Raw genomic sequence first — 17,514 nt, 5'->3', positions numbered from 1 at the left:
TTAAGTCCATAAACGTTCCGGCCTCTGGGCATTCAACTTGATTTCCTGGATCGCTTGCATCGGCCGCGTCGCTTGCATCGGCCGCGTCGCTTGCGTCTGCCGCGTCGCTTGCGTCTGCCGCGTCGCTTGCATCTGCTGCGTCACTTGGGTCGGCGTTGTCACCAGGGTTGGCCGTACCACCGCTTCCGCTGGTGGTATCCCCTGTGGTGTCGTCGTTGGTCGTTTCTCCAGCAGCAGTGTCGTCTGTTGGGTCGGCAGAGGTATCAGGGTCGCCAGCGCAGCCTGCTAATGCGAGCGAGAATGCGAATAGATAGGTACTAAGTCTTTGAAATTGCATTTAAAACCTTTTTGTTGGGCGCAGCGATGCACCTTGCAAAGGAGTTTATGCCAAGAGTCGGGGAATTGTTAAAAGCCGTGGGAAAATATTCTAGAGCGTAAAGATCTAAGAGTTTGGCTCATCACACTCAACAGTCAATTCGGGCGGCTCATATTCAATGGGCGATACTTTGTTGAGCTCGAATTGTTTTCGGCTCAGTGCCACGTAATTGTGCCCAATTTCAACCTGCGCACCTTCGTTAACGCGTTTACCGTCGGCTCCAAGCCTGGCGTTCATCGTGGCCTTCTTGCCGGTATGGCATACGGTTTTAAGCTCAATGAGCTCCTCGGCCCAAGCCAGCAGGTATTGGCTGCCTTCAAAAGGTTCGCCTCTAAAATCCGTACGAAGACCGTAGGCAAGCACGGGGATACTAAGGTGATCACAGACTAAAGTGAGCTGCAGGACCTGCGTTTTGGTAAGAAACTGGGCCTCATCGATAAGGACACAATTTACTTTTTGTTTCATGTGCTGAGCGCGAATTTCAACGAATAAGTCGTATTCTCGGTTAAAAATGGTCGCATCGGCCTGCAGACCAATCCGGCTGGTTATCTTACCTTGCCCGTAGCGATCATCGAGCTGGGGAGTAAAGAGCAGTGTGTGCATGCCGCGTTCGCGGTAGTTGTGCGCAGACTGCAATAATGTAGCACTTTTACCAGCGTTCATGGCGGCGTAGTAGAAATATAATTTTGCCATTGGGAATCTCTTTCGACCTGCTCTTAAGCTAGGGAATGGTGTGTCATAAGATCTCATAGGGCCGCAACTTAAAAGTTGAGGGGTTTGCTGGCTTGGGAGTGTTTGACGAACTAGTATTTTCCTGCAACGAATCAACGTAAGGGAAGGGAGATGAAACCATCTTCCTTGGAGTACGATATGCAGCGCGACGAAATGCTTGAGAGAATCCGTAATACCGACGAGCAATGGGACATGATCATCATTGGCGGTGGTGCCACTGGCCTTGGAACTGTTCTTGAAGCCGCCAGCCGTGGCTACAAAGTTGTTCTTTTAGAGCAGTCAGACTTTGCCAAAGGCACATCGAGTCGAAGCACCAAACTTGTTCACGGGGGAGTGCGCTATCTTCGTCAAGGAAACATATCTTTGGTGGTTGAGGCTTTAAGAGAGCGTGGCCGCTTACGGCGCAATGCTCCGCACTTGGTGCGAGACCTCTCCTTTATCGTGCCTCATTACGATTGGTGGGAAGGCCCTTTTTACGGCGTTGGTTTAAAGCTTTATGACATGCTTGCCGGTAAAATGGGTTTGGGTCCATCGAAGTGGATCTCACGAGAGAAAACATTGCGTAAAATCCCCACAGTCCAAACCTACGGGCTCCGGGGCGGCGTGATGTATTACGATGCTCAATTTGACGATTCGAGACTTGCCACCAACTTGGCACAAACAGCTGCTGAACAAGGCGGTGTGGTTGTGAACTATACGAAGGTTGTGGGTCTGCTCAAAGATGAACAAGACGGCCTAACGCGTGGCGTGGTTGTCGAAGACATGGAGGGCGGTGAGCACTTTGAGATTCGAGGCAAAGTTGTCATCAATGCCACAGGAGTCTTCACCGATGGTGTTCGGCGTATGGACGATCCTGAGTCTGCGAAAATCATCATGCCAAGCCAAGGCGTGCACATTGTTTTAGATAAATCATTTTTGCCGGGTAATACCGCAATCATGGTTCCTGACACAGATGATGGCCGCGTCCTCTTTGCGATTCCATGGCATGACCGAGTGGTGGTCGGAACGACCGATACGGAAGTGGAAGAGCCAGAGCTTGAACCACGTCCTTTGGCCGATGAGATTGATTTTCTCTTGGTTCATGCATCCCGTTATCTACAAAAGGAAGTTACAGAATCTGATGTTCTCAGTATGTTTGCTGGGCTCCGGCCGCTGGTGAAACCAGAAGGTGGGGGCGCATCTTCAAGCGCCTCTCGAGACCACACGTTGCTTATTTCGCGTTCGGGTCTTTTAACCATTTGCGGTGGCAAGTGGACGACCTATCGCAAGATGGCCGAAGAATGTGTAGACCAGGCAGCTTTGGTGGGTGACTTGGAAGAGCGTGCATCCGTGACCGCTGATCTGCAAATCCATGGTTGGACACAAGTGGTAGAAGGCTCTGACCCATTTAAGGACGGCGCAGTCTATGGTTCAGATTGGGATCATATTGAGAAGCTTCGTGAGGCAGAGCCTGCTCTTGCGGAGTTGATTCATCCAGATTTGCCATACAGTTGTGCGGAAGTGGTTTGGAGTGTCCGGTTTGAGATGGCGCGTCGTTTAGAGGATGTGCTGTCACGCAGAACCCGTGCGCTCTTACTCAATGCACGGGCCACACTTGAGTCTGCGACGAAGGTTGCTGAACTGATGGCGGCCGAACTTGGCTGGGACGACAATCGCAAAGCCGATGAAATCAAAGCCTTTGAGGTTATCGCCAAGCGGTACATCTTACCGAAAAACTGGAAAGAAGAATTGGACTGGTCTCTTAAAGAGCTTTAGCCAAGAAGAATTTGTGGCCAGAGATAGAGCCCCAGAAAACCAACCACATAAAAAATCCAAAATGCGTTGAGAAGCCAAGTAAGGGCGGGATCTACCCAGACTGCGATGGATTCGTATTGGCGACAGTCGGGCAGCCACCGTAGCATATTAAAAACTTGTCCAACACGAAGAGCGGCGTAAACACTGCTTACGACCATTGCAGCTTCAAAACCTGAGATGAGTGCAAAAAGGCTAGCGGACAAAACTTCGAGAACAATGCAGCTTAGGTATCCGTGGTATGCCCTTTGAACCAAAGAGCCGTCGGGACTTTGGAGCCAGGCAACGAGGGGAACGATGATCCCCGCCAAGAGATAAGCCAGACCAATTGGAAGAATGATCCGTGGATCTTGAACCACCGTGTGTTGCCCTGCAGCTAGACCGGAAAACAAAGTGCCCGCTGCAAGAGCCAGCATTGCAGTGGTGGTAATCGCGCGGTTGCTAAGCGGCGTGGCTAACTCGTGAAGGAATTCTCGCGTATCCATAAAGCCCCGGTCCTTTATTGGCAGAAGTCGTACAACAATCACCGCTTGGCAGCGAGTGCATGAGCGATACGCTCTCTTACACTGGCCGCGTGGTCTTGGGCTGTGCGAACGTTCCAATGGGACGTATCAATAGGATCGAGCATTTCAACTTCTACTTCGGCGCTCTTAAAAATCAGCTTATCCATGGGCCAAACAATGTGGGCATCGTGAATAACGATAGGGATTACAGGCAGTTTACTTTGTAGTGCCATATGCACAAAGCCACGCTTGAAAGGGCCCAGGCTACCATCCACGCTGCGCGTGCCCTCGGGCATGACCCAGGCGCTTAAGCCGCTCTTTTGTAAGAATTCGGTCGAGCGCCGCATGGAAGCCAGTGCTTGGCCAGGGTTGCTGCGGTCGATGAGTAAGAAACCCGAGAGCCAGACGATGGGCCCTACAAAGGGTGTCCAGACAATCTCTTTCTTCGCTATGCCGCAGGTGCCGGGCCGGCATGCCCAGCCAAACACAAATACGTCCAAGGAAGAGCCGTGATTAGCGACGTAGATGGCAGGGCCTGAATTATCGAGTGCCTCGCGGTTCTTACACACGGGTTTTGCACCAATGATTCGAAGCATGTGGCCTGAGAGAATTCTACCCATTCGGTTCGTGAGATAGATGCGACGTCGACGAGACCAGATGGTGAGTACTAAGATTGTAAAAAAAGACGGAATCGTGACCATGAGGTAAACAGTGCCCAGGGTGATTCGCAAAGCGGTATTAAGCCTTTGCATGGATGGTGCCTTGAACGGTTCTCATAAGAAAATCGTAACGGATCTGGTCGTAGCGAGCGAGGGATGATTACTGGCAGTGTTTGAAATGGACAGATTCTGTAGGAATTAGGCTGATTTGGACTTTGGATTTTTAAAGAGTTCAATCACTTCGCCGGTCGCACTTCCAAAGATGGCCGCGTGTACACGGCTGTCATCAGTAAGCTCGGGATGAAAAGTTGCGGCAGTTACGTTTCCTTGTCGAACCATAACCGGCTCGCCCTTGAATGTGGCGACCACTTCTACTCCGGAACCAACACGGATGATGCGCGGCGCTCTGATAAAGCAAAGTTCAAGATCTGTGCCGTCAGCTTTTGCTTCGAAGCTATCAAGTTGCCGGCCCCATCCATTTCGCTCCACATCGATATCCACATATCCAAAGCTATCTTGCTCCGGGTGGGTAACATGAGCTGCGCAAAGAATCATTCCTGCGCAGGTTGCGAATACGGGTTTGCCGGATGCGATGAACGCATCGAGGTTGAGCTTTAAATTGAAACGGTGGATGAGCTTGAGCTGCGTCGTGCTTTCACCGCCTGGGAGAACCAGGCCTGAGAGCGAGGCAAAATCATCGGGGTTACGAACTTGAAGAGTCTTGTGGCCAAGGGCCTCAAGCATCTGAATATGGGCGTCGTAGCCGCCCTGAAGTCCGAGTACCCCGATGGTTGGCATCGTTTTAATTACCAGCCGCGGTGAGCGAATTGGTCTTCCTTGGCAATTTTACCAATTTCGAGACCGCCCATGGCTTGGCCAAGACCTTCGCTGATTTCAGCAAGCTTCTTAGGCTCTTTGTAATAGGTTACGGCTTCTACCACTGCCTTAGCGCGGCGAGCAGGATCTTCGGAGAGGAAGATTCCGCTGCCCACAAATACAGATTCGGCACCGAGGAGCATGCAAAGAGCTGCATCAGCAGGTGTTGCTACGCCGCCAGCTGCGAAGTTTGGCACTGGGAGGCGACCTTCTTTAGATACAAACTGAACGAGGTCGAATGGAGCACCGAGGTTTTTGGCTTCGGTCATTAGCTCGTCGTCGCTCATGGTTGTCAATTTGCGAATGTGTGTGCGAAGCGTGCGGAGGTGACGAACGGCTTCAACAATGTTGCCTGTTCCAGCTTCGCCTTTGGTACGCATCATAGCGGCACCTTCACCAATGCGTCGAAGCGCTTCACCGAGATTGGTAGAGCCGCATACGAAGGGTACTTTGAAATCGTGCTTGTAGAGGTGAAACTCTTCGTCAGCAGGTGTGAGTACTTCGCTCTCGTCGATGAAGTCTACGTTGAGTGCTTCAAGGATTTGCGCTTCGGCGATGTGGCCGATGCGGCATTTGGCCATGACTGGGATACTTACTGTATCTTGAATCGACTTGATCATCGCTGGATCTGAAGCGCGAGCAACGCCGCCGTCTTTACGGATTTGAGCCGGTACGCGTTCCAGAGCCATTACCGCAGATGCACCAGCATCTTCAGCGATACGAGCTTGCTCAGCATTTACAACGTCCATAATGACGCCGCCCTTGAGCATTTCAGCCAGACCAATTTTAGTTTTGAACGTGGACTTTTCCATGACACAACTCCTTAGAAGACGCTTTCTCGCGTCAAAACGGGACTTCTTATTTATCCCTTGGGATGTGAACGTCTAGCCCTTCGACAGAAGGCTTTCAACCCCTACGCCGCCGCTTTTTCCAGGGTTTTTTGGGTTTTGGCATCTCCCAGATGGGCTCAACACGGCCTACAGGTTCACCAACAACATTCAAGACTGGGCTTTCTGAGGGAGCTTCTTCGAAAATTTCAGGGAACCAGCGATGCAAGCACGCTCGTGCCCCGTCTCCCCTTAAACCGCCGTCGCCGGTGCCAATTTTCATCGCGAAACCCAATTTACGCTCTGGGAGGGTTCCACAGAGTAGTCCGGCTGCCCCAATTTTGGTGATCACGGGCTCTTGGGCCTCGGTAGGTAAAGCGACATCCAGGCGGTCTGACCCGCTTACAAGATCGGGATGAGCGGCCATGGCGCGCCCAATTCGTCCTAAAACGCTAGATTCTTCGTCTTGAGTGGCCTCTCCAAGCTGTGCCCACGCTCGTGCCATCGCTGAGAGCGGGAGGACGAAACATGGAGCTCCACAACCGTCGACAACGGTGTCTTCTATTTCGAGACCGGTACGCTCGGATACAACATCGAATATAGCTTTTTGAACAAGCTGTCCTGGCTCGAGATATGTCTCAAGTTCTTGCTCGTTGCACGAGGCAGCAGCCAACATCATGGCGTGTTTACCAGAGCAGTTGTTGTGAATCTGAGCTGGCTTTTTTCGAGCTCGGATCAGGGTGTTGTTTGCGGCAGAGCCCATCGGGTTGTGTGCGCCGCATCGCAGCTGGTCTTCCTCAAGTTCAAAGAGCTTGAAGATAGAGCGCACTGCACGCAGGTGAATTTGCTCAGCGTTGTGACTGGCAGCGGCAACAGCCAAAGCTCTGTCTGTGAGCTTCTTTTGTTTGGCTTCTGGAACAAGTCCAAGAGTTGCTTCGAGCTGGAAAGGCTTAGCAGAGCTACGCCAAGTGGTTTCAACGTCGAAACCAACTTGTTGGACAACGGTACCATCGGCTTCGCAAAGTACTGCGTGCACAGGGTGAACGCCTTCGATGGCATGACCGCGCCAAGAGGCGAGATGGAGTCTAGGGGAGTTAAGCATAGACGCGTGCTAGCACGACACGTCCCGGCTGTCACAGGGTTGAGGCTATCTTGCGTTGTTTTTGGGTATTTAGAGGGTGAGGGCTGGGTACTCTGAGGGCGTCTGATCACAGATAAATTCCCAGAAGTTCCGAAGCGTCAGGGTGTCAAAGCTGATTAAAGCCACTTCAACCCCAAAATTACCGGGTTGTCGACTTTGGCTGATGACCTGGGCGTGAGCGTGAAAGACCATACTTTCACCGCGCAGCGAGATATCGAGCAAAACATGGTCGCCAATGGCGAGATTATGGTCAGTGGGCACAAACATTCGACCGGCCGGAATGTCGCAGGCGTACATCGTGAAAAGATCATTTACGGAACCAAATTCTACGGAAATAACATCATTGATTTCGGGATCGATGCCCATGGAGAGTACTTGGGCGTCGTTCTCGCTCTCGGGCACGGCGGTATCTTTGCCGCTTAGGTACTGAACAAATTTATTCCAGTTTTGGACTACCTCATCGGCGTTGCCATAAAGCTGGACACCAATCCCAGGTGGTTTGCCCTCATCGGTGTCACCCTCCACCCGGTGAACAATCATTCCAGAGAGTTCCAGCTCACCGAAATCTTCCGGTAATTGGAACTTTACTTGGACGAAACTTCGAAGGGGCGGCGGAGGCGCGATTTTGATATAAAAGCCGCGAAAGCTCACGTCGAGGGTCGTCGCATCGAGGGTTTTGCGAGCCAGTGAAAGTTTTACCTCTGAATCGTAGGGATGCCGTTGTTCTCGTCTTTTACTGTCCCATGTAGTCATCGCTGACACGCTCTTTCGCCGGAGTCATCTCACTTCTTGGTTAAGTGTAAGATTAAGGCGCTTCCAGGTCCAGCGGGGGCCTTCTGCGATACATTTTAACGATCAATTAATGGTTCGAAATAACGAACTTTTTCACGTTGGTGGAATAAAACAGTCTCGGGAAGTCTTAATTCCTCCTTGTTTAGGCTCTTCTTACCCGTTTTCCCGCATTCGAGCCGGGCTCTGGTGCCATTCGCTAGACTATTTAGTCTTCTGCGTGCTACTGCTTGCCCGCCTAATGCGTGGATCGGACCGTCTTGGTGACCCAATTCACGTGTTTTACCTTGGGGGTTTTCGGCGGAACTTCTTCCCGTTTCTTCCCAAGAAAAGGAGCCTTGATGATGAGAGCCTTGATTGTGGCGATGTGTTTTGGAGCAGTTGTATTCACTGCGCCATCTCTGTGGGCCTTACAAGAGGAAGAAACAAAGGCAGAGTCTCAGCCTGACACTCCTGAGGCTTCCGATACCAAAGCAGACGATAAAAAAGCGGCAGATAAAGACGCTGAAGCAACAGACGACGAGAAGAAGAAAGCTAAAGCCAAAGAAGACGCTGAAGCCGAGAAAAAGAAAAAAGACGAAGTAAAAGAAAACGCTGAGGCGGCGCAGGCAGAGCTTGAAAAAGCAGAAGCTGCGACCCCCAAAGAAGCGACGCCAGAGGCACCTGCAGAACCAGCCCCGGCGGTTGAAGTCGTTCCCGAAGCCCCAGCAGAACCAGCTCCAGCCATCGTCGTGCCTCTTGCCAAGCCAGCTGATGCAACCGCCGAAGCCGAGGCTGAGCCAAAGAAGCCGAGCAAAACGGTTAGGAAGATTGCGGAGGGCAATGGTATTTTTAAGGCACTTAGAGGCAGCAAAGATTCTAAAAAAATTGCCGAGACTGCTGGTATTTCAAAAAAACTCAAGGACGGTGAAGGTTCTAAGGAATCACTCCCTTGGGCGGGCTCAAGCATTTCTTGGGGCTTGAATACAGATTTAGCAACTTTGATTCCTGCTTTGAATGAAGACTGGAACGAAACCGTTAAGACTTCCATTAAGCTCAAGCCAAGCTGGGTTTTGAACAAGCAGTATTCGCTCTCTGGTAACCTTGGTTTCACATGTGAATTTACAACACCAGGCTCAGCCGCAGGTGGTGATGATGTTGCACGATGTATCGCAAGCAATCTAAGTGTCGCCTTAAGCCTGGGCGAACTTTACAATATCTACGATGTGTCTATTCGTGGTCGTGCTTCTTTAAGCCTACCGACCAATACATACACCCGCGAAATGGGTGGTCTTTACGGTGTGAACGCAGGTGTGTCGGCGACCCGTAAGTTTGATGAGCTGGGCGGCGTTTCGCTGACTTACAGCTTTGGTATTTCTCACGATGGTACCAAGTCGCTTTATGGCATGGATGACCAAGATGAACGCTCGGGCTACCGAGTGGTTGCGCCGCGAATCAGTGAAACGCCGCTGCCTGAGACTGTGCCTGTTGATTATAATTACGTAACAGGTGCTCTTGTTGGGTTTAGCAACGGCCTTTCCGCAAGCTACACCGCGACCGATTGGCTTTCCCTTTCAGGCTCATTTAGCTTCGAAAATACACTGATTGAGGAAGCCGCTGGTGTGCAGAACGATGGCGAGTTTGAAGGCGGTATCAGCGAGAATATTGTTCAGCTAACCGGAAACGACACCCGTTGGCGTGCATTCCTAAGCTACTCGCTTGTTGCATCCATGAAGATTCCTCAGGTTCCATACTTGAGCGTTTCAACGGGTCTCGCCTGGTACCAAAAGGCGCCTCACTACACCGGTAGTTACGTCGCTCCATTGCGACCCAAAGATACTTCGATTTTTCTAAATCTCTCTGTCAACGCAGCCAAGTTGATGGATGAATTGCTTTAACAGCTCTAAAGGCAAACAAAGGATAACTCCTATGCGTAGTTTCAAGACAACTTTGAGAACCCTTTTGGGTCTCAGCCTCGCAGTGGCAACACTGGTAGGTTGTGGCGCAGAAAAAGGTCTCATCAACACAGTCCAGCCGGGCTATGTGAACAAGGCAGATTTTACCAACGGTCAATGGCTCATGGGCCAAACTGTTGTAGAAGTACCAGCCGCAGACGGTTATACCTTTGTGGGTGACGGCGCTTGGACCCTTCAGAAATTGAAGTGGGATGTTCAAGAGCAGTGGCTTTACGCCCGTCGTCAAACGGAGCTGATTGAAGGCGCCGATGATCTTGAGCGCGCAGAATCCAATGGCGAAGAGTACCAAGGTGAAATTGTTGCCGCTTACCGCATCAGCAGCCACTTTGATATCGTTCGAAATTACAACATGGCAACAGGCGAGCAGGGCAACGTTTTACGTCCTGATATGGTTCGTCCTTGGTACGAGCGTGACTACATGAAGGTAGATTGGTCGCGTAACATGGCCAAGATGATGGAAGTTGGCTTTAACACTTGGGGGCAGGAGCCGGTTCCTTACTTCGTTCAGGACTGTGAAGATCCAAACGATGACAATGTTGAAGGCGAAGGCATCTACGAAAACTCTGACTGTTCACCAGGCGATGCAGAATGCATCCAGAAAATCATCGCTCGCAGGGCACTGGGCGGCGGTTACGAAGAAGGCTGTGCACAGAACAACGACGCACCAGTATTTGACCGCGACGAAAATGGTCAGCTTCAGTACTTCGATATCACCAACAAGATTTTTGCTTCTGCAGAACTCGAGTACCTCCCAGGCTACGGACACATTCCAAAGTGCTGGTTCTTCGATTCACAGTTCCAAGAGTGCGGACCTGGCGAATACACCATTCGTAACAGCTTCATGAAGGTTGACCCGACTCATCAGTATGAGCCACGTGCTTATAAAGGTGCTGAGACTGAGCTATTTGGTTACTTCGATACCGTTCGCATGACTTACGATGACCATGACGGCATCCGCGAGCAAAATAAGAAGCGCTTCATCAACCGTCACAATATCTGGGTTGATCCTTACAATGCAGACGGCACTGTGAAGCCTTACAATCAGCGTTTGGCCAAGCCTATCGTTTACCACGTGAACCCAGATTGGCCGAGTGCTGAAGAAGATCCGGTTCTGAATAATACTGCGCAAGCTGTTGCCGACGATTGGAACCGCGTGTTCTCAAATGTTGTGAGTGAGCTTCAAGCGCGCCCACCAGCAGGTGGTCGTATGTTCGTATTCTGTCCAAACAACCCGGTTGTTGAAGGCGATCACGCAGAGTGCGGCGAAGCCGGTACACGTCCTCGCATGGGCGACATTCGTTACTCATTCATGGCGTATGTTCCTGATTATATGACTTACGGATTGTTGGGCCTCGGACCATCAAACACTGACCCTGAAACTGGCGAAATCTACAGCGGTATGGGTTATGTTTATCACCACAACGATACAGCTGCTTGGGATACCACGCAGATGATTCTTTTGCTCAATGGCGATTTGGATCCAACGACTTTCGTTAACGGTATGGATCTTACGGAGTGGCGCAACAGCTTCAACGCAAACGCCAACGAAATTCAGACTGGCCCTGATGGCGAGCAACGTCCTTACATGAGTCACGGTGCAAGCCGCTACAGCGCAAGCCTCAAAGATGCTGAGCAGATGGTAGCGAAGTTTACTGACTCTGAGAGCAACACTTACTGGAATGGCCGACGCCATGCGATTACTGAAGAAGACGTTGACCACCAAAACAAGCATGGCTTCAAGAGCTGGATCCAAACTCAGCTTGGTGATTTTGAGCAGCGCGGTTTGATTCGTAAGAAAGACGGCGTAACCAAGGCTCGCTTAGCATCTCTTCGTGGGTCATCGCTTGAGAGCTTGATGGTCTCTCCACTTGTTAATGACATGTGGGCGGTTCACTTAAGCAGCGGTGTTAAGACTTACGAAGAAGTTCTGGATCTTGCCAGCCCACTTCGCAATGGTCTTCGTGCTGAGCTTGACGAAGCATTTGATGTATTCGCTGAGCAAAATAACATGTACACCCGCGCAACTGCTGATGATGCGCTCATGGGTCTTGCACGTGAGTACAAGAACGCAGGTCTTACACCTGAGCAGATTTATGATGATGTTCGTGGCCGTATCTTTACCGCCGTTCTTGCACACGAAGTTGGACACTCACTGGGTATGATGCACAACTTTGGTGCTTCTGATGACTCGTTGAACTACTTCGACAAGTACTGGGAACTTCGTACCGCTGATGGCACCGTTGGTCCTCGTTTTGCCGACCGTAACGGTAACAACGCTGACCCTATTACTCAGGAAGAAGTAGACGGCAAAATCTACAACTACGCATACAGCTCGGTAATGGATTACGCGGGTCGATATACCATCGATGGTACAGGTCTTGGTAAGTATGACGAAGCCACTATGATGTTTGGTTATGGTGACCTTGTTCAGGTTTACAACAACACCGGAGAGGCTGACGTTGGCCTTCTTTCAAGCTGGTTTAATGACAGCGGTGAGCCAATGCAATGGTACACTTCTGGTCCAGTTGTTACGCATTACACTGAATTTTATAACAGAATGGGACAGGACCTCTGGGACGCAAACAACCGTGCTTGGGTACCCGTAAGTTCTTTGAACGAAGACTTCTCTGCTGACTCTGCAGGCCGTGCACGTGTTCCTTATATCTACTGTTCACACAGCCGATATAACCTCGGTGATAGCTGCCTAACCCGTGACTACGGCGCTGACTCTTACGAGCGTCTCTCGGGTATTCTGGATGATGCCAACACTTGGTACATCACGAGCAACTTCCCACGTGGTAAAATCAGCAGCCGTTATTTCTACTGGAACTATGTGCCTCGCAAGCTTGCGCGTAACTACATGCGTGTGAAGAAGTGGCACGATGTTTACGGTCTCTACAAAGAATTGCTGCCGAAGTACTACGAGCCAGAAATTCTAGAGAACTTCTACACCGACCAGAAGTTTGGTTACGGTGCACAAACCATGGGTGTTCACAACGCATTCAACCACCTTGTTCAAACCATGTTGATGCCTAGCATTCAGCAGTTCGGCGTGAACGAAGACTTTGAAGGAAATCAAATTCTAGGTGAGTGGACCGACGGTTCTCCTCAGTTTACGACCACTCTTGAAAATGGTCGTTACTACGAAACTGCATGGTCGTACGGAAATGACAATGACCGCGAGTGTGGTTACAACTGGTATGAGTGTTATCACCACGTAGGTTTCTACCTTGATAAGATCATGGCAGTAGAAGCACTGACAAACTCAGATACAAACTTTGTTGGACGTGCAACGCCTGAAGATGTTCGTGAGTGGGCAATCGGTATGGCCAATAGCTTCCGTCCACAACTCATGGAACTTAACCGTTCTATGATGAGTGCTGACTGGAGCCGTGTTGGACCGTACATTGAAAATGGCGAAGTTCGGTTCCCGGATTATACGGGTGACCTAACTGACGTTCACACAAGTCTGATTGATCCAATGGCAACGTTTACTGTGCAGCTTTACTGGCAGGTTCTTGGCCAGGCTCGCTTCCACCGTAACTTTGATTCCATGTTCCGCTATCAGTCGGAAATCTGGGTCAAGGGAACTGGACGAGAGCCAACCCTAGCTCCTGGTGAAGTGGTTGAGTTTACCGATCCGGTAAGCCGCAACACTTACGGCGCTCGCCGTTATGAAGGAGAAGGCGCAGCAGAGCAGCTTCTAGACCGTGCCAACCGTATGTTGAACCGTTCTGATTTCTGCGAAGGCGTAGCTTGCGTTGAGCCAGAAGGTAACGGCTGGAATACAGCGAATGTTGGTCTTGAGCTTAATCAGCTTGTTGAGTTGATTGACCTTGTGGCCATCATCAGTGCCCACATGGACCCAAGCTCATTGCCAATTGGCGATCCCTACTCTCCATAAGAGTTCGGTAGCTTGATAGCTAAATCCTAAAGACCGGCTGGTACTCTCGAGTATCAGCCGGTTTTTTTTTGATTTGAAAGAAGTGGGTTGGAACCGGGCGGGGCAGATGTCCGAACAATTTAAACAGGTAGTACTTTGGGTAATCTTTTCGTGATTTTAGCTCTCGAGGTATCAAAAGCTGACACATCGACGAGCACCCGTTCTCCTGGTAATAGGCGCACCGTGACCTTTTTTAAGAGGCTTGAGAGGTGTGCTTTAACCTGAGGACCGTCATCTAGCTGCACCCGGTACATCAAGTTTTGGAGTTCTTCCATAATTTCGCCCGGTTGGCCGTTTTCGTACTGATTTTCCATCTCTTTTGCCTGCAATTAGGGGGGCGCTGTACATGAACCCCGTGATTCAGTACGATTAATAGCACAGGGCCTCTGTCTATTTTTTGGGACAAGTTCTGGGAATCATTCAGCGCGGGGGAAGAGTTGTGGATCGATTCGATCAATTGGATCAGGTTATAGCGAATAATGAGCTACAGGTGGTTTTCCAGCCTCTCGTAGACCTCCGTGATCGCTCTCTTTTTGCTTATGAGTCGCTGGCACGTACGACGAGCTCGCATTTTTCCGGCCCACCAGAGCTATTCGATGTGGCCGTGGAGTGCGGCCGAGCTGGTGAATTGGGGCGGGTTCTTCGGGGTCTTGCCACCAAGCAATGCACGGAAACACCGTTATTTTTGAACGTTCACCCTGATGAATTCGGTGATGGATGGCTTATGCAATCCGATGATCCGATCTTCTTTCATGGTCACCAGATTTATTTGGAGATTACCGAGTCGGTTCCTCTCAAATACAACGAGATGTGTCACAGCATCTTGAAAGAGATTCGAAGCCGCGGTGTGAAGCTGGCGGTGGACGATTTGGGCTCAGGTTACTCCAACTTGAAATATATCTCCGACCTAAGACCTGACGTGGTGAAGCTTGATCGCGGACTCATCGAAGGCTTAACAAAGGGCACACGGCTTTACCGCTTGGTGACGGCCATTGTGAACCTTTGTGTTGATATGGGAGCCAAGGTAGTGGCGGAAGGTATTGAAACTGCAGGGGAATTACATGCGGTCATCGATGCTGGCTGTCATTATGGTCAAGGTTTTGCCCTCGCAAGACCAGCTGCTCCACCTCCAGAACCCGTATGGCCGGCCGGCGTTCAGTAAGCCGAGTCTAGGGAAAATCCTTACGAGCCGAGCTTTTCTACTTGTCGATTCCCCGCCAGTCCCGTAAAACTCCGACCGGGGCGAAGTGGCGGTGATCGATGATTCCAATGGAAAACATGGAATCCTTGGAGGAAAGCATGGGTATGAACCCCAAAGACAATGATTTGGACTCTGACCAATCCTCAACGGATACTCAGGCTCTACTCGCCCGTATTGCCCATATGCAAGAAGAACTCGATGAGCTTCGTTGCTTTCGAGACATGGCCTACCGAGATCCCCTAACCGGATTACGTAATCGACGATACCTTGAACTGCGTTTTGCAGAAGAACTCCACCGTGTGAAGCGAAAGCCCAATGGGCATTGTTCAGTCGTGATGATCGATCTTGATGATTTGAAAGTTATCAACGACGAACTCGGGCATGCTGAGGGTGATAGAAGCCTGAAGTGGATAGGAAATTTTCTCACCGCGGAACTTCGACAGCAAGATGTCTGCTGTAGAATCGGCGGTGATGAGTTTGTTCTTGTATTGCCAGATACCGATACGCTGGGTCGCCGACTCGTGGTTGACCGAATTTGGGATAACCTTCGCAAAGCCAACGTTGGTCGCATAACCCCACTTCGACTTAGTATGGGGGGAGCAACGTGGCCTATGGACGGGCAGCTCTCCGATGAGCTTTTTAATAAAGCCGATAAAGCAATGTACCGCTCCAAGAGACGCAACAAAGGTACAGCGCCGCGAACCACACGTTCACAGACTAAAGCGGTCGCTGCCGATTAATTCCTAAGCTTACAATTTTTAGAATCGATGGCGCCCGGGAATGGGCTGCAGCGCAGAGTTGCGCGATGAGCGAGCAGAAAGAAAGGGAGGGCGTGAAACCCTCCCTCATCTAACTTACTTAGGAGCGTCGCCTGCTGGTTCGCTTGGCTTCTTATCCGACGTTACGAAGATTTCGTTATCATCACCGTCGTGGCTGATTTTAACACTGCCGTCTTGAGCACTTGTCGTGATTTGAATTTGAATAGGTCGCTTGAACTTCTTGTCCCCACCCATTTTGATAAATTCTTCTGCAGTACGTTTGGCTGTATTCTCGACAATTTCCTTCGTGAATGAAGAAATCGTTAAATCCCATGGGAAAAGGATAGTCTCGCCCTTAAGCGTGCCTTTGCCCCAGTTGTATTTCAGGAGTGACTTCTTGCCGCTGATAGACTCGGGAAGGTCGTCTTCTGAAATCCGCCGGCATCCTTTGAGCTTGGTGCTGCGAGAAATGGCTTTCATTTTTTCGCCATATTCGTTGCGAATCCAGATACCGCGAGCGCTGGCAACTTCACGTTCCCCGCCGCCCATGACTGAAACGATTTCTTCCAGGCTACCAGAGCCCTTTTCATATTCGGAGAGCAGTTGGTCGAGCTTGTAACGTTCCTCTTCAGAGAGGCTTTCCATTTTTCGCATCACATTTTCAGATTGCTCACCAAAGATTTCACTTAGGGTCGAGCGGTTGGTACTGGCGATGAGACGGTCAACTTTGTCTTCAATTCGGTTAACCTGCCAAAATGGCGCACAGGCAGTGGTAGTAAGAACAATAACGGCAAGAATGATTTTATCGAGATGCATCAATAACCTCGTGAGTAGATTTTAGAACCGAGCAGTTATCATGAGGCCGACATCGTAGACAACACCACCGAAGGTGTAATCATTCAAAACTTCTTGAGTGCCGCTTTTATCAATTTCGCGCTCCGTTAATAGCCCAGTGGTTGCGTACACATCGGTGCTGATTGAAAACGGATTTTGCGATGAGTAAGCCTCGGTGGGACCTCTATCTTGCCAGCTTGGAAACCAAGTGTAGCCAGCCCCCATTGAGAAAAAGTGAGTATTGGAGTCCAGCAGGTTGGTGCGCCCGTCGGGTTGGGGAACGGGAGTTGCTTGGAAACGGTAACCACAGCGCAAGGCTACGGATTTATTCAGTAAAACCCATTCGATACCGATGCGGGGTACGAAGATATCTCGGAAGCCCATTTCGGGAATGGGCGGTAAATCGACGCTATCGGCAATCGACGGGCTTTCTACGTCTTCCACCCCATTGATGTCTTGGGTACCTGGTTCCTCGGTGTTTTGGAAAGCCGCACTCACATAAGGTCCTGGTGATGCTGACCATTGGTACCAAGTAACATCGAAGCCAATCAAAAGATCGTCGATGGGTTCAAAGGAAGCTCCAAGTGCAATTTGCTGAGGTGAGTACCACGAGTAAGATTGAAGCAGCAGTTCTTCAAATGCGAAATCAGCACCAAAGAGTGCAACGATGATATCCGCGTCAGCATCGAGCTTATGGAACATCCGAGTTCGGTAGCTTAAGGCCAGGTGAAATTCCTCTACAGGGTTGTAGTGTATGCCAGCGTACCAGGTTGCGTTGGGAACGAGGTTCCAAGCAAAGCGCCCGCTCAGCTCACGCTCACCGGAGTAGATGGGAACGTCGGTGTTGAGCAGGAGTTCGCTGTTGACCAAAGGAGCAAGGGCCAGCCCGATGGAGAGCCCTTTGATCGGTTCGAAGGCGAAGCCAAACATAATAGAGAGTTGTTCCAGGTTTTGACCATAGAAATGGAAACGCGGTGTGGCGTCGACCGTGGATTGGTCGAAGTACTGAGCCCGCTCTAAACCAAACTGAATCATCGCTCCAAAGCTGATATTGAAGGGTATCTTCATCGTCATGCCAAGAGTGAGCGTATTGCGGTCACGCAGTTCGTCTGGGGTGGGGCCCTCTTCG

At 50.5% G+C, this 17,514-nt stretch carries 16 protein-coding genes; 5 read left to right on the top strand and 11 right to left on the bottom strand.

Going from position 1 to position 17,514, the window contains the following annotated elements; all coding sequences use genetic code 11:
• The coding region (locus HOK28_20165; GenBank protein MBT6435422.1) for a hypothetical protein at positions 1-337 on the bottom strand (337 nt) is incomplete at its 3' end.
• A 105-nt stretch (positions 338-442) separates the two neighbouring features.
• Positions 443-1,069 (bottom strand): thymidine kinase, encoded by a 627-nt coding sequence (locus HOK28_20160; protein ID MBT6435421.1) that lies wholly within the window; start codon positions 1,067-1,069, stop codon positions 443-445.
• 177 nt (positions 1,070-1,246) lie between these two features.
• On the opposite strand from HOK28_20160, the gene HOK28_20155 reads away from it, so the two are divergent.
• Positions 1,247-2,863, top strand: a complete 1,617-nt coding sequence (locus HOK28_20155) for a glycerol-3-phosphate dehydrogenase/oxidase (GenBank protein MBT6435420.1) — start codon at positions 1,247-1,249, stop codon at positions 2,861-2,863.
• Here HOK28_20155 and HOK28_20150 read toward each other — a convergent pair.
• The 6 genes from HOK28_20150 to HOK28_20125 all read right to left on the bottom strand — a co-directional run bounded on the left by HOK28_20150 (position 2,860) and on the right by HOK28_20125 (position 7,658).
• Entirely contained in the window at positions 2,860-3,384 is a 525-nt protein-coding gene (locus HOK28_20150) for a hypothetical protein (GenBank protein ID MBT6435419.1), read from the bottom strand. The two genes, HOK28_20155 and HOK28_20150, sit on opposite strands and share 4 nt — an antisense overlap.
• A 38-nt stretch (positions 3,385-3,422) precedes the next feature.
• A complete protein-coding gene (locus tag HOK28_20145; protein ID MBT6435418.1) occupies positions 3,423-4,154 on the bottom strand; it encodes a 1-acyl-sn-glycerol-3-phosphate acyltransferase in 732 nt (243 codons plus the stop codon).
• A gap of 105 nt (positions 4,155-4,259) precedes the next feature.
• Positions 4,260-4,859: a pyridoxal 5'-phosphate synthase glutaminase subunit PdxT gene (pdxT, locus tag HOK28_20140; protein MBT6435417.1), complete on the bottom strand. Its 600-nt coding sequence runs from the start codon at positions 4,857-4,859 to the stop codon at positions 4,260-4,262.
• Between the two features lie 8 nt (positions 4,860-4,867).
• Positions 4,868-5,749 carry a pyridoxal 5'-phosphate synthase lyase subunit PdxS gene (pdxS, locus tag HOK28_20135; GenBank protein MBT6435416.1) on the bottom strand — a complete coding sequence of 294 codons (882 nt, stop codon included), beginning with the start codon at positions 5,747-5,749 and terminating at the stop codon, positions 4,868-4,870.
• 94 nt (positions 5,750-5,843) lie between these two features.
• The gene (locus HOK28_20130) at positions 5,844-6,866 is read right to left on the bottom strand and encodes an asparaginase (GenBank protein MBT6435415.1); all 1,023 of its coding nucleotides are present in this window, start codon (positions 6,864-6,866) and stop codon (positions 5,844-5,846) included.
• Between the two features lie 69 nt (positions 6,867-6,935).
• Positions 6,936-7,658, bottom strand: coding sequence for a hypothetical protein (locus tag HOK28_20125; GenBank protein MBT6435414.1), 723 nt, complete (start codon positions 7,656-7,658; stop codon positions 6,936-6,938).
• Positions 7,659-8,035: 377 nt separating this feature from the next.
• On the opposite strand from HOK28_20125, the gene HOK28_20120 reads away from it, so the two are divergent.
• Complete coding sequence (locus HOK28_20120) at positions 8,036-9,571, top strand: hypothetical protein (GenBank protein ID MBT6435413.1); 1,536 nt, start codon at positions 8,036-8,038, stop codon at positions 9,569-9,571.
• Positions 9,572-9,602: 31 nt separating this feature from the next.
• The gene (locus tag HOK28_20115) at positions 9,603-13,553 is read left to right on the top strand and encodes a hypothetical protein (protein ID MBT6435412.1); all 3,951 of its coding nucleotides are present in this window, start codon (positions 9,603-9,605) and stop codon (positions 13,551-13,553) included.
• Between the two features lie 119 nt (positions 13,554-13,672).
• On the opposite strand, the gene infA is transcribed toward HOK28_20115, so the two are convergent.
• Entirely contained in the window at positions 13,673-13,906 is a 234-nt protein-coding gene (gene infA / locus HOK28_20110; GenBank protein ID MBT6435411.1) for a translation initiation factor IF-1, read from the bottom strand.
• Positions 13,907-14,082: 176 nt separating this feature from the next.
• Here infA and HOK28_20105 point away from each other — a divergent pair, with 176 nt between their 5' ends.
• Positions 14,083-14,754: an EAL domain-containing protein gene (locus tag HOK28_20105; protein ID MBT6435410.1), complete on the top strand. Its 672-nt coding sequence runs from the start codon at positions 14,083-14,085 to the stop codon at positions 14,752-14,754.
• Positions 14,755-14,852: 98 nt separating this feature from the next.
• A complete protein-coding gene (locus HOK28_20100) occupies positions 14,853-15,533 on the top strand; it encodes a GGDEF domain-containing protein (GenBank protein ID MBT6435409.1) in 681 nt (226 codons plus the stop codon).
• Positions 15,534-15,647: 114 nt separating this feature from the next.
• Here the strand turns inward: HOK28_20100 and HOK28_20095 are convergent, their stop codons facing one another.
• Both HOK28_20095 and HOK28_20090 read right to left on the bottom strand, forming a co-directional pair.
• Positions 15,648-16,367, bottom strand: a complete 720-nt coding sequence (locus HOK28_20095; GenBank protein ID MBT6435408.1) for a hypothetical protein — start codon at positions 16,365-16,367, stop codon at positions 15,648-15,650.
• A 21-nt stretch (positions 16,368-16,388) separates the two neighbouring features.
• Positions 16,389-17,514, bottom strand: a 1,126-nt coding sequence (locus HOK28_20090) for a hypothetical protein (protein ID MBT6435407.1), incomplete at its 5' end; no start/stop codon positions are given.

The organism is Deltaproteobacteria bacterium (assembly GCA_018668695.1).
Lineage (GTDB): Bacteria > Myxococcota > XYA12-FULL-58-9 > XYA12-FULL-58-9 > JABJBS01 > JABJBS01.
This window is presented reverse-complemented; position numbering and strand designations above follow the sequence as displayed.